This window comes from Terrabacter sp. RAF57 (assembly GCF_052113925.1).
In the GTDB taxonomy this organism is placed as follows: Bacteria; Actinomycetota; Actinomycetes; order Actinomycetales; family Dermatophilaceae; genus Terrabacter.
This window is the reverse complement of record NZ_JBFRDT010000013.1, coordinates 49,474-64,905: the sequence shown is the minus strand read 5'-3', so window position 1 is coordinate 64,905 and position 15,432 is coordinate 49,474. Positions and strand designations below refer to the sequence as shown.

Sequence of the window (15,432 nt, the reverse complement as noted above, 5' to 3'; positions counted from 1 at the left end):
CCGCTGACGTAGGCCGTCCGCCCACCCGGGTGGGCGGCATACGTGCGCCCGTGGGCCGTGCCAGCGGCGGGTCGGTCGGTGAGGTCGCCGCGGTCCGGCCCGTCCCGGGCGCAGGACGTCCGGGTTCGGCGGCATACTGCCGGCATGGTCGAGCCCGAGGTGCTGCGCGCCACGCCCGGCGACCGGGCGCGAGCGGCCGCCGACGCGCTCGGCGACGAGGTGCTGACGTCATGGTGCGCTGACCTGCTCGCCGGGCGCGCGGCGTGGGGCGACCCCGACCTGCCCGACATCGGCTGGGTCGGCGGTCAGGTCGCGTCCGGTTGGGGCTCGCCGGACCACCTCGACGACGCCACCCGCTACTGGTCCCGGGTGTGGGCCGCCCGCACCCTGCTCTACGTCTGGACCGAGCCTTCCGGACCGGATGTCGTTGCGGCACTGGGTGATCCGGCCTGGCGGGTCCGCGAGATGTGCGCGAAGGTCGCGGCCCGCTGGGAGGTGGGTCCCGCGGCCGAGACCTGCGCCGACCTCGTCACGACGGATGCCGTACCCAGGGTCAGGGCTGCCGCCGCTCGTGTCCTCGCGGTCACCGGCGAGGGAGAGCACGCCGCCGCCCTGCACAAGGCGTTGGACGACCCGGACGAGACCGTCCGCGCCGCGGCCGCGCGAGCACTCAGCAGGCTCGAGCGACGCCTCGACCGCGACCTCTGAACCACCAGAGGGATGTGCCATGCCAGTCACGAGTCGCATCCTGCTCCGGAAAGCGGAGCAGGTTCCGATAGGCGAGCTGCCGGACCAATCCGGCGGGGACTCGGATCCTGCTCCCGAAAACGGAGCAGGTTCCGATAGGCGAGCTGCCGGACCAATCCGGCGGGGACTCGGATCCTGCTCCSGAAARCGGAGCAGGTTCCGACAGTCGGGGAGCTCAGCCGGGGGAGTGGCCGGTCGCGACCGGCCGCGCAGGATCGCGGATCCACTCGCTCCACGAGCCGGGGTAGAGCACGGCGTCGACGCCGAGCTCGGCCAGCGCGAGCATCTCGTGGGCTGCGGTCACCCCCGACCCGCAGTAGACGCCGACGGCGCCGCCTCCGACGTCGTGACCGGCGCGCACCCGCTCCCAGTGCTCGGCCAGGTCCCGGCGGAAGGTGCCGTCGGCGGTGATCCACGCGGCCGTGGGGCTGTTGAGCGCGCCCGGGACGTGTCCGGCCACGGGGTCGATCGGCTCGGTCTCGCCGGCGTAGCGCTCAGCCGCCCGAGCGTCGAGGAGGAGCCCGTCGCGGGCCAGGGCGGCCGCACCGGCGGCGTCGAGCGTCGGCAGGTGACCCGGCCGCACCTCGACGTCGCCGTGCCGGTCGGCGGGCTCCTCGGTCGAGACGGGAAGTCCGGCCGCCAGCCACGCGGCATACCCCCCGTCGAGCACCCGGACGTCGGCGATGCCCACCCAGCGCAGCACCCACCAGGCCCGCGCGGCGGCATACGACTCCTTGCCGTCGTAGGTGACGACACGGGTGTGCGCGGTGATGCCGGCGCGGCGGAGCAGCGCCTCGACGACGGCGGGGTCCGGGAGGGGGTGGCGCCCGCCGTCACCCGGGCGTGCGGCGAGCTCGGTGTCGAGGTCGACGAAGTAGGCGCCGGGGACGTGGCCCGCGTCGTAGTCGGTCCGCCCCGCAGACGTGTTGGCCGTCGACAGTGCCCAGCGGACGTCGAGCACGACGACGTCCTCGACCTCGTGGGCGAGCTCGGTGGCGGTGATGAGGTGGGTCACCGGGCCATCGTGGCATCCTCGCCGTGTGCGTGCTCACCTGGTCCTCGTGCACGGGTCGCGCCTGTCGAGCACCCAGTGGGCGCCCCAGGTGCCGCTCCTGCGCGACCACGTCGACCTGACTCTCGTCGACCTGCCCGGGCACGGCGCCCGCGCAGACGAGGACTTCACGCTCGCGCGGTGCGCGGACGTCATCGGCGAGGCGGTGGCGGCCGTCCCCGCCGGCAGCCCCGTCGTGCTCGTCGGTCACTCGCTCGGCGGCTACGCCGCGATGTCGTATGCCGCGGCCCGCCCCGACACGCTCGACGGGCTCGTCCTCGCCGGGTCCAGCGCGGTCCCGACCGGTCCGGGGGCCGCCGTCTACCGGGGTGTCGCGGCGCTGACGGACCGACTCGGCGCCGAGCGGATGACACGCGTCAACGACCGCGTCCTGCACCGGCTCTACCCGCCCGAGCGCATCGACCCCGTCATCGCCGGCGGCTACTTCTTCGCCCCGACAGCGACAGCCTGGCGGGAGGTCATGGCGCTCTGCCGACCGTCGATGCTCGAGCACGTGCAGTGCCCGGTGCTGCTCCTCAACGGCCAGTTCGACCAGCTGCGGATCGGGGCCGGGGCCTACCTGCGCGCGTGCCCGAGCGCGCGCGAGGAGATCGTCCGCCGGGCCGGGCACCTGTCCGGCCTCGACCAGCCCGTGGCCTTTGCCGATGCCCTGCTGCGCTTCGCCCGCAGGGTCACCGATTCGGCCGGGCGCGCCTGATCGGGGACAATCGAGCCCGTGACCGACGTGATGACCCCCGTGACGCAGGCCGGTGAGGCCGCCCCCGCAGACGCGACGGGTGCCGTGCTGCCCCCGCTGCGCATCGGCCGCCACGTCATCGAGTCACCCGTCGTGCTCGCGCCGATGGCCGGCATCACGAACCGTGCCTTCCGCCGACTGTGCCGGGAGTACGGCAACGAGGGCCGCGCGATCGGAGGTGCGAGCGGCGCGACGAGCCTCTACGTCAGCGAGATGATCACCTCCCGCGCCCTCGTCGAGCGCACCCCTGAGTCGATGCGCCTCATCGAGCACGACCCCGACGAGAACCCCCGCTCCATCCAGCTCTACAGCGTCGACCCCGCCACCGCGCGCGCCGCCGCCCGGATGCTCGTCAGCGAGGACCGGGCCGACCACATCGACCTCAACTTCGGCTGCCCCGTCCCGAAGGTCACCCGCAAGGGCGGCGGCTCCGCCCTGCCGTGGAAGAAGGACCTCTTCAAGGCCATCGTCGGGGCCGTCGTCGAGGAGGGCGCCAAGCGCGACATCCCGGTCACCGTCAAGATGCGCAAGGGGATCGACGACGTCCATCTCACCTTCCTCGACGCGGGCCTGACCGCCGAGGCCGAGGGCGTCGCGGCCGTCGCCCTGCACGGCCGCACCGCCGCACAGGCGTACTCGGGCACTGCTGACTGGAGCGCCATCCGGATGCTCAAGGAGACCGTGACGAGCATCCCCGTGCTCGGCAACGGCGACATCTGGTCGGCCGAGGACGCCCTGCGCATGGTGCGCGAGACCGGCTGCGACGGCGTCGTCGTCGGGCGCGGCTGCCTCGGGCGCCCGTGGCTCTTCACTGATCTCGCGGCCGCCTTCGCCGGCACCTCTGCACGGGTGACGCCGACGCTCGGGGAGGTCACTGAGACGCTCCGGACGCACACGGCCTACCTGTGCGACTTCTACGGCGAGGAAGAGCGCGCCTGCCGTGACATCCGCAAGCACATCGCTTGGTACCTCAAGGGATTCCCGGCCGGCTCGACGATCCGCAACTCGCTCGCGCTCGTCGACTCGATGGCGGCGCTCGACCGCCTGCTCGCGACGCTCGACCCCGACGTGTCGTGGCCGGGCGAGGCCGCCGAAGGCCAGCGCGGGCGGGCGGGGTCGTCGCGCACCGTCGCGCTGCCCGACCGCTGGCTCGAGTCGCGCGAGCTCTCCGAGGAGCACCGGCGCACCATCGCCGAGGCCGAGCTGTCGGTCAGCGGCGGCTGAGCCTCACTTCAGCCAGACGCTGAGCGGGCCGATCCGCTCACAGCCGGCCGCGACCGCTGCGTCGACGCTTGCGCCGGCCTCCCAGCCGACCAGGGGTATGCCGCCCACGACGTCACGTGCCGCAGCAGCGGCCGCGCCCCAGGCCCGCTCCACGTCGCCGTCGAGCGCGAAGACGTTGCCCAGACCGGCGACGTCACCCGTCACGTTGACGATCGCACCCGCGACGACAGGGGCCTGCCGGTCGTCGGACGCGCGCTGCGCGAGGAACGTGACGCCGGGCTCGTCGAGGAGTGACGGGCGCAGGATCGCCTCGGCGTCGGGGTCGCTCGCCCACGCGCGCACCCAGGCCGCCATCGCGTCGGGCGTCGTGACGCGCTGCCAGCGGCCGGGGGGAGCGGGCCGCGCCGGTCCGAAGAGGTCGAGCCAGACCCACTCACCCACGACGAGCCGGGCGAAGTCCTCCATCGACAGGTCCAGACGCGACCACGAGTCCTTGACCGAGCAGCCGTCCGAGTCGTCGACGCGCGCGAGCACGTCGTACTCCCCGGCGTCCGGCGACAGCGTCACGGCGTCGGGGTAGTAGGGCGGCGTGCGCGTGGACGCCGTCCACGCCACGTCGTCGACGGTGCACGCGACACCGTGCGAGCGAGCGACGGCGTCGCACCAGAGGGCGTTGTTGCGGGCGGCGAGCAGGATCCGGTCGGTCACGCCGACGATCCTCCCAGCGTCGGTGGCCGGTGGCAGGATCGGGGCATGCGACAGGGCGGATCGGGCGAGCGGCCCGCGACCTTCTTCGACGACGCGGAGGACTTCCGGGCCTGGCTCGAGGCGCACCACGAGAGCGCCAGCGAGCTGTGGATGGGCCTCAACAAGAAGCACGTCGAGCCCCGCGGGCTGCAGTGGGCCGACGCCGTGCGCGAGGCCCTCTGCTTCGGCTGGATCGACTCGATGGCTCAGCGCATCGACGAGGACGCGGTGCGCCAGCGGTGGACCCCGCGCAAGTCGGGCAGCAACTGGAGCGCCATCAACATCAACGCCGTCGCCGAGCTCACCGCCGCCGGGCGCATGCGTCCGGCCGGGCTCGCCGCCTTCGCGAAGCGACGCGAGGACCGCTCCGGCGTCTACGCCTACGAGAACCGCGAGCTCACCTGGTCCGACGACTACGAGGCGATGCTGCGCGCCGATCCCCGCGCCTCGGCCTTCTGGGACGGCGCGACACCGTCCTACCGCAAGCTCGCCACGAACTGGGTGCTCACGGCCAAGCAGGAGGCCACCCGCGACAAGCGCATGGCCGAGCTCGTCGACGACTGCTCCCACCTGCGCCTCATCAAGACGCAGCGCTACGGCACCGAGCCGGCCTGGGTGCGACGCATGCAGGCCGAGCTCGGTTGAGCCGCGCCGAGGTGGGACCGGGTCCGTGCCCGCGTCAGACCGTGGTCAGCGCTTGGCCTTGGGCGGGATGATCTCGGTGTGGTCCTTGGCGGCGGACTTCGCGTGCTTGTCGGCACGCTTCTCCTTGAGCGATCTGGCCTTCGTGGACATGTGGGACTTCGGTGACTTGTCGCCCATGGCGCGCTCCTGAGTTTGGAAGCCTGAGCGGCTCCATCCCTGAAGTATGCGCCCCGGGAGCGGCGCCGTGGTCGGCCGCGCCGCGCCGCATAGAGTTCCGGTGTGGGCTACGAGGGTCGGGACCGGGAGCGCTGGGTCGCGGAGGACCCTGCCCAGAAGCGCGCCGACCGTGACGACTTCGCCCGCGACCGGGCGCGGGTCGTGCACTCGTCGTCGCTGCGGCGGCTCGCCGCCAAGACCCAGGTGCTCGCCCCCGGCCACGACGACTTCGTCCGCAACCGGCTGACCCACTCGCTCGAGGTCGCGCAGATCGGCCGTGAGTTCGGGGCCGCCCTCGGCTGCAACGCCGATGTCGTCGACACCGCGTGCCTGGCCCACGACCTCGGCCACCCGCCCTTCGGGCACAACGGAGAGACGGTCCTCGACGAGATCGCCTCGGGGATCGGCGGGTTCGAGGGCAACGCGCAGACGCTGCGCCTGCTGACGCGGCTCGAGGCCAAACGGGCGCACCCCGACGGCACGTCCGCCGGGCTCAACCTGACGCGGGCGAGCCTCGACGCGACGACGAAGTACCCGTGGGTGCGCGGTGACGGCCCCTACGAGACCCGCAAGTTCGGCGTCTACCCGTCCGACCTGCCCGTCTTCGAGTGGATCCGCGACGGCGCGCAGCCGCAGCGTCGATGCCTCGAGGCCGAGGTCATGGACTGGTCCGACGACGTCGCCTACTCCGTCCACGACGTCGAGGACGCGATCGCCTCGGGCTGGATCGACCCCCGGCTGCTCCACTCGCGCGACATGGCCGACGTCATCGACGTCGCGGGCCGCACCTACGCGCCCGACCTCGGCGCCGACGCGCTCGGGGACGCGCTGGAACGCATCCTCGCCTCGGGAGCGGTACCGACGGCATATGACGGCTCGCGGGGTGACCTCGCGCGCCTCAAGGACATGACGAGCCGGCTCATCGGCCACTTCGTGCTCGTCGTCGAGCAGGCCACGCGCGAGCGGCACGGGCCGGGCGAGCTGTGCCGCTTCGAGGCCGACCTCGTCGTGCCCGACGACACGCGCGCCGAGTGCTCCGTGCTCAAGGCGATCGCGAACCACTTCGTCATGACCACCGACGAGCGCCTGGCGATCATGTCGGGCCAGCGCGACGTCGTGCGCGCCGTCGTCGAGGCGTATGTCGCCGCGCCCGAGGAGCGCCTCGACGTGGCCTTCCGGCTCGACCACGAGGCGGCCGCCGACGACGGGGAGCGGCTGCGCGTCGTCGTCGACCAGGTGGCCTCGCTCACCGACGTCCGGGCGCTCTCCCTCCACAGCCGGTGGTGCCGGTGACCGGCCGCACCCGGGCGAGCACCTAGAATCACGGATGGCGACAGGAGGCAGATGGCGGGGCTGATCAACAGCGAGGACATCGCGGCGGTCAAGGCGCGGTCGTCCATCGAGGACGTCGTGCGCGAGCACGTGACGCTTCGCTCCGCCGGTCCGGGGTCGCTCAAGGGCCTGTGTCCCTTCCACGACGAGAAGTCGCCGTCGTTCAACATCCGCCCGGCCGTCGGTGCGTGGCACTGCTTCGGCTGCGGCGAGGGCGGCGACGTCATCTCCTTCATCCAGAAGGTCGACCACCTCAGCTTCTCCGAGGCCGTCGAGCGGCTCGCGCAGAAGCTCGGCATGGAGCTGCGCTACGAGAACGGCGACCGGCCGCGCGAGGAGGGGCTCGGCCGCCGCAGCCGGCTCGTCGAGGCCCACCGCGTCGCCGAGGAGTACTACACCGGGCTGCTCCTCGCGCCCGGTGGCCAGGCTCGGCAGGCCCGTGACTTCCTCCGCGCCCGTGACTTCAACAGCGAGCACGTCAAGCAGTTCGGCATCGGCTTCGCGCCGCGCGGCGGAGAGGACCTGGTGCGCCACCTGCGCGCCAAGGGCTTCACCGACGACGAGCTCGTCACGGGCGGCATCGCCGGACGCGGTGCGCGCGGACTCTACGACCGCTTTCGCGGGCGTCTTGTCTGGCCGATCCGGGACATCACGGGCGACACCGTCGGCTTCGGCGCGCGCCGGATCTTCGACGACGACCGCATCGAGGCGAAGTACCTCAACACGTCCGAGACGCCGATCTACAAGAAGTCGACCGTGCTCTACGGCCTCGACCTCGCCAAGAAGAAGATCTCGCAGGGCCGTCAGGCCGTCGTCGTCGAGGGCTACACCGACGTCATGGCCTGCCACCTCGCCGGCGTCGAGACGGCCGTCGCCACGTGTGGCACGGCCTTCGGCGCGGACCACATCAAGACCCTGCGTCGCCTCATGCGTGACGAGGCCGGCCTCGCGCCCGCCAAGGTGATCTTCACCTTCGACGGTGACGCCGCCGGCCAGAAGGCGGCCATGCGCGCCTTCGCCGACGACGAGAAGTGGACCTCGCAGTCGTTCGTCGCCGTCGAGAAGTCGGGCAAGGACCCGTGCGAGCTGCGCCAGGCCGGAGGAGACCCCGCCGTGCAGGCGCTCATCGAGGACGCCGTCCCGATGTTCGAGTTCGCGGTGCGCACGACGATCAAGCGCTTCGACGTCGCGACGGCGGAGGGCCGCATCCAGGCCGTCCGCGCGGTGGCGCCGATCATCGCCTCGATCCGTGACCAGTCGCTGCGGCCCGAATACACCCGCGAGGTGTCCGGGATGCTCGGGCTCGACGTCGAGCAGGTCGCCACCGAGGTCTCGCGCGCGGGAAAGATCAAGGTCGACGAGGACGCGCGGAGCGAACGGAGCGAGCGGAACGGCACCGACCGAGGCGAGCGCCGCGACGACGCCGAACCGCACGTGGCCGACGGTGGAGGCATGCCGGTGCCCGACCGTCGCGACCCCGTCGTCCACGCCGAGCGGCAGCTGCTCCAGGTGCTGCTCCAGTTCCCGACCGTCTTCAAGCCGGGGGCCATCGACCTGCTGACCCCCGACGCCTTCTCGGCGCCGGCACACCGAGCAGTCTTCGACGGCATCCGCATCGCCCACCACAGCGGCGACAAGGGCAACGCCCGCGCCTGGACCTCGGCCGTCACCGAGGCCGCCCCGTCGCCCGTCGCCGGACTCGTCAGCGAGCTCGCCGTCGACACCCTGCCGACGCGGATGGACGCCTCGACCGGACTGCCCACGTCGCGCTACGTCGACGAGCTCTTCGACCGGGTGCGCACCATCGCCCTGACGCGCCAGATCGCCGACTCGATGAGCGAGATGCGCCGGCTCGACCACGCCGAGACACCGTCACCCGAGCGCACCCGTGAGCTCGGCATCCAGCTGCAGACGCTCCAGCGCGAGCTCGCGGCGATCAAGGCGGGGATGGGCTGATGGCCCTCTTCGAGCGGCGGCGTCGACCGGCGCTGCCCGCGGACGTCCGCGCGGTGGTCCCGCTCGACCCGGGCGAGCTGGTGCTCGCCTGGTCCCGTGACGAGACGAGCGGAGCGCACGTCGTCGCGACGACCTACCACCTGGTCCTCGTCGACGCCGACGGCGGGCTCGTCTGGCGCCGCGCCTGGCACGAGGCCGAGTCCGGCTCGTGGCAGGGCGAGTCGTCCCGACTCACGGTCACGTGGGTCGACCAGGGCGTCCCGGCGGGCTGGCACCTGACGGAGCCCTCGCTCCTCCAGCAGACCCTGCGTGAGCGGCTGCAGGCGAGCGTGGTGCTCGCCGACGAGTTCCGCACCGCCGGGCGCCGCACGGTGCGCGTCGTGATCCGCCAGGACCTGGCCAGCGGCGCCCTGCTCGAGCAGACGATCCCGGGCAAGGGCGCCGACCTCAGCGACCCGCAGGTGGCTCGTGAAGCCGCCGAGCGGATGGCCCGGCTGCGCTCCGAGGTGGGGCTCTGACGGGTGCCCGCACGGCGTCCCGCAGGCTCGTCCGGACGTCGTCGGCGACCCGCCGAACCCGATTTCTCGACGGCGCTGATGCTTTGCTATATGGGCCCCGACACGGCTGGTGTCGGGGCCCTTCTCGTATGCCGTGTCGTCGGGTCGCGTCAGCGGGTCGGGGTCCCCGCCGCGTCGGCACCGACCACGCCTGTTGCCTGTGCGCCCTTGCGGGGCCCGCGTCCGCGGCGGCTGAGGCGGCGCTCCACCCGGCCGGCAACCACCGTCAGGCTGTAGTTGATCAGGATGAAGATGATCGCGACGAAGATGTAGGCCGGGATCGTGTTGCTGTAGCCGGTGCCGATGTCGCGCGCCGCCTGGAGCAGCTCGGGGTAGAGCACCGCCGTGCCCAGCGCGGTGTCCTTGAGGATCACGACGAGCTGCCCGACGAGTGCCGGCAGCATCGCGGTGAGGGCTTGCGGCAGCTGGATCGACCGCATCACTTGAGGAGGCGTGAGGCCGATCGACACGCCCGCTTCGGCCTGGCCCTTCGGCAGGCTGAACACACCCGACCGGACCAGCTCGGCGATCACCGAGCCGTTGTAGAGCGTCAGGGCGGTCACGACGGCAGCGAGTGGGTTGATCTCGCTCGTGAAGACGCCGTTGCTCGAGAAGTACGAGTACGTGAAGTACATCATCAGCAGCACGGGCACGGACCGGAAGAACTCCACGATGACGCCGCACACCCAGCGCAGCGCCCGGTGCTGCGACAGCCGGCCCATGCCGAAGATGAGCCCGAAGGCCAGGGCGAGGACGATGGAGATCGCGGCGGCCTCGAGCGTCTTGATCAGTCCCGGGACGATGTACTGCGTCCACACGTCGGCGCTGAACAGCACGGTCCACATCTCGGGTTCCAGCTGGCCCTGGGCCTTGAACTTCCACAGCACGGCGCCGATGGTGGCGACGGCGAGCACCACGCCGAAGACGGTGAGGATCGCGTGCCGCCGCCGGGCCCGGGGCCCGGGGGCGTCGAACAGAACGGACTCGGCGCTCATCGCTTCACCGCCAGACGACGCGAGAGCGAGGTGAAGAACACGCCGACGGGAAGCGTGAGGACGACGAAGCCGAGCGCGAAGACGAGGAAGACCGTGACGCTCGCCGTCTCGTTCTCGATGATCTCGCTCATGAGTAGCGAGGCCTCCGCGACGCCGATGACGGAGGCGACGGTCGTGTTCTTGGTCAGCGCGATGAGCACCGAACCCAGTGGGGCGACTGCCCCGCGGAAGGCCTGCGGGAGGATGACCTCGCGCAGGCTCTGGCCGAAGGTGAGACCGATCGAGCGGGCGGCCTCGGCCTGACCGAGCGGAACGGTGTTGACGCCGCTGCGCAATGCCTCGCAGACGAAGGCCGCGTGGTAGACGGCGAGCGCGACGATGGCCCACCGGATGCCGTTGTCCACGAGCGCTGTCGGTGAGTTCTTGTCGGTGAGGCTGATCTGCAGGATGTAGTACGGGCCGGCGATGGAGAAGAAGATGAGCAACGTCAGCGGGGTGTTGCGCACCGTGTTGACGTAGAACGCGCCCAGACGGCGCAGGATCGCCACCGGCGACACCCGCATCACCGCGAGCACGGTGCCGATCACGAGAGCGCCGATCGCCGAGAAGAAGGCGAGCCTGATGGTCATCCAGAACGCGCCGAGGATGTCGTACTTCTCGAGGATGTCGAGCACGACGCTCCTTTCCGCTGTCGAGTCAGTGGGTCAGGGGTTCACGGGTCGGAGTGCCGGCCCCCGCCGAGGACGGGCCGCGCACCGTGTGGTGAGCGACCCGCCCTCGAGGTGGGAGTCGGTCAGGAGCACGCAGCCGGCGTGGGCGGGTTGCCCGGGCCGGGCTTGTAGTTGGCCGGGCCGAGGTTGGCGTCGATGGCCTTCTGCAGGGAGCCGTCGCTCTGCATCTTCTTGATCGCGTCCGTGATCTTCTGGCAGAGGGCCGTGTCGCCCTTCTTCAGGCCGATCCCGTAGTTCTCTGTCGAGAACGGCTTGCCGACGAGCTTGAACTTGCCCTTGTTCTCGGGCTGGGCCGCGAAGCCGGCGAGAATGGCGTCGTCGGTCGTCAGAGCGTCGACGCCGCCGGTGGCGAGAGCGGGCAGACACTCGGAGTACGTCCCGAACTCCTGCAGCTGCACCGTCTGGGCGAACTTGTCCTTGACCTTCTGGGCGGAGGTCGAGCCCTTGACCGAGCAGAGCTTCTTGCCGTTGAGGCTGTCCGGACCGGTGATCGACGTGTCGTCGGCGCGGACGAGGAGGTCCTGTCCTGCGACGAAGTAGGGGCCGGCGAAGGAGACCTTCTCCTTGCGCGCGTCGGTGATGGAGTACGTCGCCACGATGAACTTCACCTGACCGGTGGAGATGAGGTCCTCGCGCTGGGCGCTGGGCGCCTGCACCCAGGTGATCTTGTCCTCGGAGGTGCCGAGCTCCTTGGCGACGTACTTGGCGACGTCGATGTCCATGCCGGTGTACTCGGTGCCCTTCTTGAGGCCGAGGCCGGGCTGGTCGAACTTGATGCCGATCTTGAGCGCGTCGCCGCTGCCGGCGTCGCCCCCGCTGGTGCCGGAGCCACACGCGGCGAGCGTGAGAGCCAGTGTCGCAGCCGCAGCTACGGCTCCGATTCGTCGTGCCTTCATCTGGGTTCCTCCCTGAGTGGTTGCTCGCGGCACGCGGTGCTGCGTGCCGCTCCCTGTCGCTAGGTCCCGTGGGGTGAGCGGGTTCGGTGGGTGGGTCAGTGGGTGAGGATCTTGCCGAGGAAGTCCTTGGCACGGTCGCTCTTCGGGTGGGTGAAGAACTCCTGCGGCGTGCCGGTCTCGACGATCTGGCCGTCGGCCATGAAGACGACCCGGTCGGCCGCCTTGCGGGCGAAGCCCATCTCATGGGTGACGACGATCATCGTCATGCCCTCCTTGGCGAGGCCGACCATGACGTCGAGGACCTCGTTGACCATCTCCGGGTCGAGGGCTGAGGTGGGCTCGTCGAAGAGCATGACCTTGGGCCCCATGGCGAGGGAGCGCGCGATGGCGACACGCTGCTGCTGTCCGCCGGAGAGCTGCGCGGGGTACTTGTCGGCCTGGGCCTCGACGCCGACGCGCTTGAGCAGGTCGGTCGCCTGCTTGTCCGCGTCGGACTTGGACTTCTTGCGGACCTTGATCGGTCCGAGCGTCACGTTGTCGCGGATCGTCTTGTGCGCGAAGAGGTTGAAGGACTGGAAGACCATGCCGACGTCGGCGCGCAGCTGCGCGAGCGGCTTGCCCTCCTCGGGCAGGGCCTTGCCGTCGATCGAGATGGTGCCCGACTCGATGGTCTCGAGCCGGTTGATGGCGCGGCACAGCGTCGACTTGCCGGAGCCGGACGGTCCGAGGACGACGACCACCTCGCCCTTGCCGACCGTGAGGTTGATGTCGCGCAGCACATGCAGGTCGCCGAAGTGCTTGTTGACGCCGTCGATGACGACCATGGGGTCACGAGGCGTGTCCGGGGTGCGATCGCTCGGCGCCGCGGTGTCGGGGTTCACGTCGTCCATGCCGGAAACCTATCGGCTCCGGGGACCGTCGAGCACCCTCCGCGCCGAGCGTGCTCGAATCGTGAGGAGTGCCGTCGAAGCACGCGCACCCGGTCCGAGACCGAAAACGGACCGGTCAGCCGTCACCCGGCCCGCAGGGCCGGGGCCACTGGGCGTCCCGCTCAGGGACCGACCGCGGCCGTCGTCGACGAGTCGGTGGGCTGGCTCGTCGAGGTGTCGATGGCCGTGGCGATCGCGGTCGCGACCTCCGTGGCGGTCTTCAGGACCTGGGTCGCCGTCTCCGTCACGGTGGCCGTCGGCGTGGGGTCTGCCGCGACCGGGGCGGCCGCAGGAGCACTCGGAGCCACCGACGACGACGGCGGCGGGGGCGGGGGCGGCGGGTCGCTCGTGGTCACGGGAGGCGGGTCGGCCGTGGTCGTGCTCGGCGGGGCGGTCGTCGTCGTGGTCGTGGCCGGGGCGGGGGTCGTCGGCGGCGGGACCGTCGTGGACGGCGCGCTCGTCGTCGTGGTGGGCGACGGCTTGGTGGTCGTGGGCTTCGACGTGGTCGTCGGGCTCGGGGCGCTCGTCGTCGTCGAGGGACGCGTCGTCGGAATGACCGTCGTCGGAATGACCGTCGTGGTCCCGGGCTGCGACGTGGTCGGGGTCGAGGTCGGCGGCCGACCGCCCGTGCTCGTCGCGTCGCTCGGGGCCTGCGTCGCCTGGGGGATCGGCACGTCGCCGTCGGCGACGGTCCGGATGACGCGGCCGCCCGGGTCGAGCACGAGGTGCGGGACGACGGCATACGGCACGGAGGCCGTGGCTGACGGCGCGAAGCCGAGGTACGGCGCAGGGTCGACGTAGCGGTCGTTGACGATGACGTCGAAGTGCAGGTGGCACCCGGTCGACCATCCGGTCGTGCCGCTCAGGCCGATGACCTGGCCCTGCTTGACGTGCTGACCCTCGGTGACGAGGAACTTCGACTGGTGGCCGTAGGCCGTCTTGAGCGTCGGGGTGTGCTCGATGATCGTGCGTCCACCCCAGGACGCGGAGACGCGGGCGTAGATGACCGTGCCGTCGGCGGCCGCGTGGATCGGGGTCCCGCAGGCCGCGGCGAGGTCGATGCCCGTGTGGAACATCGGGCGGCCGAGGAGCGGGTGGATGCGCGGCCCGAAGGGCGAGGTCTCGCCGCCGGGGACCGGGTGGATGAACAGAGGGCGGCCGATGATCGGGGCCGCGATGGCCTGGGCCGTGGCGGGTGCCAGGCTGATGGCCGGGAACATGAAGAGGCCGCCTCCGATGGCGGCGCTGAACGCGGAGTCGACCGGGGCGAGGGCGACCGTCGGCGAGCCGGTGACCGATCCGGTCAGCTCCTTGCGGGCCTGGCCGACGACGGCGATGGCGTCCTGGACGGCGGCCGGTGAGCCGGCCGCGAGCACGACCGAGGCGGTCGGGGTCTGGGGGGTGCTGCCCCCGAGGAACGGCAGCAGGGCGAAGAGGAGCAGCATCGTCGCGAAAGGCACGAGTCGACCGCTCATCCTGATGTTCAGGACGAACGGACCGCTGCGCTCATTGGCATCTGTCACCGTCAAGCCACCCCCTCGAGGCACACCCACTGTCACCATCGACACTCTCCCGGCGGTCGCGCCGCCGCAACCGGAAGGCCCCCACGAACGCCCCCACGTCCTGACCGGCCGGTCACGACCACCATAGGTCGGGCCGATGTGCAGGGGGCGGTTCCCGCGAAAATGCGTCGGGAATCGGTGACGTATGTGACTGATGGGGACAATGTCCGTCTCTCGGCCGGCCGGGAATCGGGGACGCCGTCGGGCGGTTGGCGCTTGAGACCGTATCCCGTAGAGCAGTTGGAGCCAGCAATGACCCCGCAGGCAGCCTGGATCGATGCCGTCCGCACGTCTCACGAAAGGCTCCGCGGCGTCCTCGACCGCGTCGAGCCGCAGCAGTACGAGAGCGGGGCCTACCCCGCCGACTGGAGCATCGCCCAGGTCGCGTCCCACCTCGGGAGCCAGGCCGAGATCTTCGGCCTCTTCCTCGACGCGGGCCTCGCCGACGGCGCCGCCCCTGACGGCGACGCCTTCAAGGCCGTGTGGGCGCGGTGGGACGCCATGGCGCCGGCCGACCAGGTCAGCGAAAGCGTCGTGGCCAACGACCGCTTCGTCGCGCGGCTCGAGGAGGTCGCCTCGTCCGGAGCGCCGTTCGAGGTCGAGCTCTTCGGCGGCCCGTCCGACCTCTCGGGGGTCGCCGCCGCCCGGCTGGCCGAGCACGCCGTGCACACGTGGGACGTCGAGGTGGTCCTCGACCCCGCCGCCACCGTGGGGCCCGAGGCCGTGGACCTGCTCGTCGACCGGCTGCCGGGCACGGTCGCCTTCGCCGGCCGGCCGTCGGCGGACGTCGGCCCCACCTCGGTCGTCGTCGGCACGCAGGGGACCGAGCGGCGCTTCCGGCTCGACGTCGACGCGGACGCGATCCGCCTCGAGCCCGTCGACGAGGCCGCCGCGACGACGTCCGGCGGAGGGCCCTCGGCCGACACCATCGACGTGGAGCTGCCTGCGGAGTCGCTCGTTCGCCTCGTCTACGGCCGCCTCGACGACGAGCACACGCCCGACGACGTCACCGGCGCCGAGCACCTGCCGGCGCTGCGGGCGGTCTTCCCAGGCTTCTGACCCGACCCGAACGCGTCGGAGCCCCCCC

16 protein-coding genes are annotated in these 15,432 nt (G+C 71.6%); 8 read left to right on the top strand and 8 right to left on the bottom strand.

The features are described 5' to 3' along the window. Nucleotides 1-144: 144 nt before the first annotated feature. Nucleotides 145-708: a HEAT repeat domain-containing protein gene (locus AB4Y83_RS15365; protein ID WP_442297396.1), complete on the top strand. Its 564-nt coding sequence runs from the start codon at nt 145-147 to the stop codon at nt 706-708. Between the two features lie 214 nt (nt 709-922). Here AB4Y83_RS15365 and AB4Y83_RS15360 read toward each other — a convergent pair whose 3' ends face one another. Further along, nucleotides 923-1,762 (bottom strand): sulfurtransferase, encoded by an 840-nt coding sequence (locus tag AB4Y83_RS15360; RefSeq protein WP_442297395.1) that lies wholly within the window; start codon nt 1,760-1,762, stop codon nt 923-925. A gap of 25 nt (nt 1,763-1,787) precedes the next feature. On the opposite strand from AB4Y83_RS15360, the gene AB4Y83_RS15355 reads away from it, so the two are divergent. Both AB4Y83_RS15355 and dusB read left to right on the top strand, forming a co-directional pair. After that, nucleotides 1,788-2,516, top strand: a complete 729-nt coding sequence (locus AB4Y83_RS15355; protein WP_442297394.1) for an alpha/beta fold hydrolase — start codon at nt 1,788-1,790, stop codon at nt 2,514-2,516. Between the two features lie 30 nt (nt 2,517-2,546). Next, complete coding sequence (dusB, locus tag AB4Y83_RS15350; protein ID WP_442297464.1) at nt 2,547-3,779, top strand: tRNA dihydrouridine synthase DusB; 1,233 nt, start codon at nt 2,547-2,549, stop codon at nt 3,777-3,779. Nucleotides 3,780-3,782: 3 nt separating this feature from the next. On the opposite strand, the gene AB4Y83_RS15345 is transcribed toward dusB, so the two are convergent. Then, the gene (locus tag AB4Y83_RS15345) at nt 3,783-4,487 is read right to left on the bottom strand and encodes a hypothetical protein (protein ID WP_442274669.1); all 705 of its coding nucleotides are present in this window, start codon (nt 4,485-4,487) and stop codon (nt 3,783-3,785) included. A gap of 45 nt (nt 4,488-4,532) precedes the next feature. Between AB4Y83_RS15345 and AB4Y83_RS15340 the strand changes: the two genes are divergently transcribed. After that, nucleotides 4,533-5,171: a YdeI/OmpD-associated family protein gene (locus tag AB4Y83_RS15340; protein WP_056780075.1), complete on the top strand. Its 639-nt coding sequence runs from the start codon at nt 4,533-4,535 to the stop codon at nt 5,169-5,171. Between the two features lie 45 nt (nt 5,172-5,216). Here AB4Y83_RS15340 and AB4Y83_RS15335 read toward each other — a convergent pair whose 3' ends face one another. After that, on the bottom strand, nt 5,217-5,348 hold the full coding sequence (locus tag AB4Y83_RS15335; RefSeq protein WP_020142547.1) for a hypothetical protein: 132 nt from the start codon (nt 5,346-5,348) through the stop codon (nt 5,217-5,219). A 102-nt stretch (nt 5,349-5,450) separates the two neighbouring features. On the opposite strand from AB4Y83_RS15335, the gene AB4Y83_RS15330 reads away from it, so the two are divergent. The 3 genes from AB4Y83_RS15330 to AB4Y83_RS15320 are packed head-to-tail and all read left to right on the top strand — an operon-like array spanning nt 5,451 to nt 9,193. After that, nucleotides 5,451-6,680 (top strand): deoxyguanosinetriphosphate triphosphohydrolase, encoded by a 1,230-nt coding sequence (locus tag AB4Y83_RS15330; RefSeq protein WP_442297393.1) that lies wholly within the window; start codon nt 5,451-5,453, stop codon nt 6,678-6,680. Between the two features lie 51 nt (nt 6,681-6,731). Continuing rightward, nucleotides 6,732-8,675: a DNA primase gene (gene dnaG / locus AB4Y83_RS15325; protein ID WP_442297392.1), complete on the top strand. Its 1,944-nt coding sequence runs from the start codon at nt 6,732-6,734 to the stop codon at nt 8,673-8,675. Continuing rightward, nucleotides 8,675-9,193 (top strand): hypothetical protein, encoded by a 519-nt coding sequence (locus tag AB4Y83_RS15320; protein ID WP_442297391.1) that lies wholly within the window; start codon nt 8,675-8,677, stop codon nt 9,191-9,193. Before dnaG ends, AB4Y83_RS15320 begins: the two co-directional genes overlap by 1 nt. Before the next feature lie 149 nt (nt 9,194-9,342). Here AB4Y83_RS15320 and AB4Y83_RS15315 read toward each other — a convergent pair whose 3' ends face one another. The 5 genes from AB4Y83_RS15315 to AB4Y83_RS15295 form a co-directional block, all read right to left on the bottom strand. After that, complete coding sequence (locus AB4Y83_RS15315; RefSeq protein WP_442274665.1) at nt 9,343-10,227, bottom strand: amino acid ABC transporter permease; 885 nt, start codon at nt 10,225-10,227, stop codon at nt 9,343-9,345. Beyond that, a complete protein-coding gene (locus tag AB4Y83_RS15310; protein ID WP_056780058.1) occupies nt 10,224-10,901 on the bottom strand; it encodes an amino acid ABC transporter permease in 678 nt (225 codons plus the stop codon). Before AB4Y83_RS15310 ends, AB4Y83_RS15315 begins: the two co-directional genes overlap by 4 nt. Nucleotides 10,902-11,020: 119 nt before the next feature. Next, nucleotides 11,021-11,854, bottom strand: a complete 834-nt coding sequence (locus AB4Y83_RS15305; protein ID WP_056780055.1) for a glutamate ABC transporter substrate-binding protein — start codon at nt 11,852-11,854, stop codon at nt 11,021-11,023. A gap of 95 nt (nt 11,855-11,949) precedes the next feature. Then, nucleotides 11,950-12,678, bottom strand: a complete 729-nt coding sequence (locus AB4Y83_RS15300) for an amino acid ABC transporter ATP-binding protein (protein WP_442274875.1) — start codon at nt 12,676-12,678, stop codon at nt 11,950-11,952. Nucleotides 12,679-12,905: 227 nt separating this feature from the next. Then, entirely contained in the window at nt 12,906-14,258 is a 1,353-nt protein-coding gene (locus tag AB4Y83_RS15295; protein ID WP_442297390.1) for a M23 family metallopeptidase, read from the bottom strand. Between the two features lie 339 nt (nt 14,259-14,597). On the opposite strand from AB4Y83_RS15295, the gene AB4Y83_RS15290 reads away from it, so the two are divergent. Beyond that, nucleotides 14,598-15,404, top strand: a complete 807-nt coding sequence (locus AB4Y83_RS15290) for a maleylpyruvate isomerase family mycothiol-dependent enzyme (RefSeq protein ID WP_442297389.1) — start codon at nt 14,598-14,600, stop codon at nt 15,402-15,404. Nucleotides 15,405-15,432: the final 28 nt, after the last annotated feature.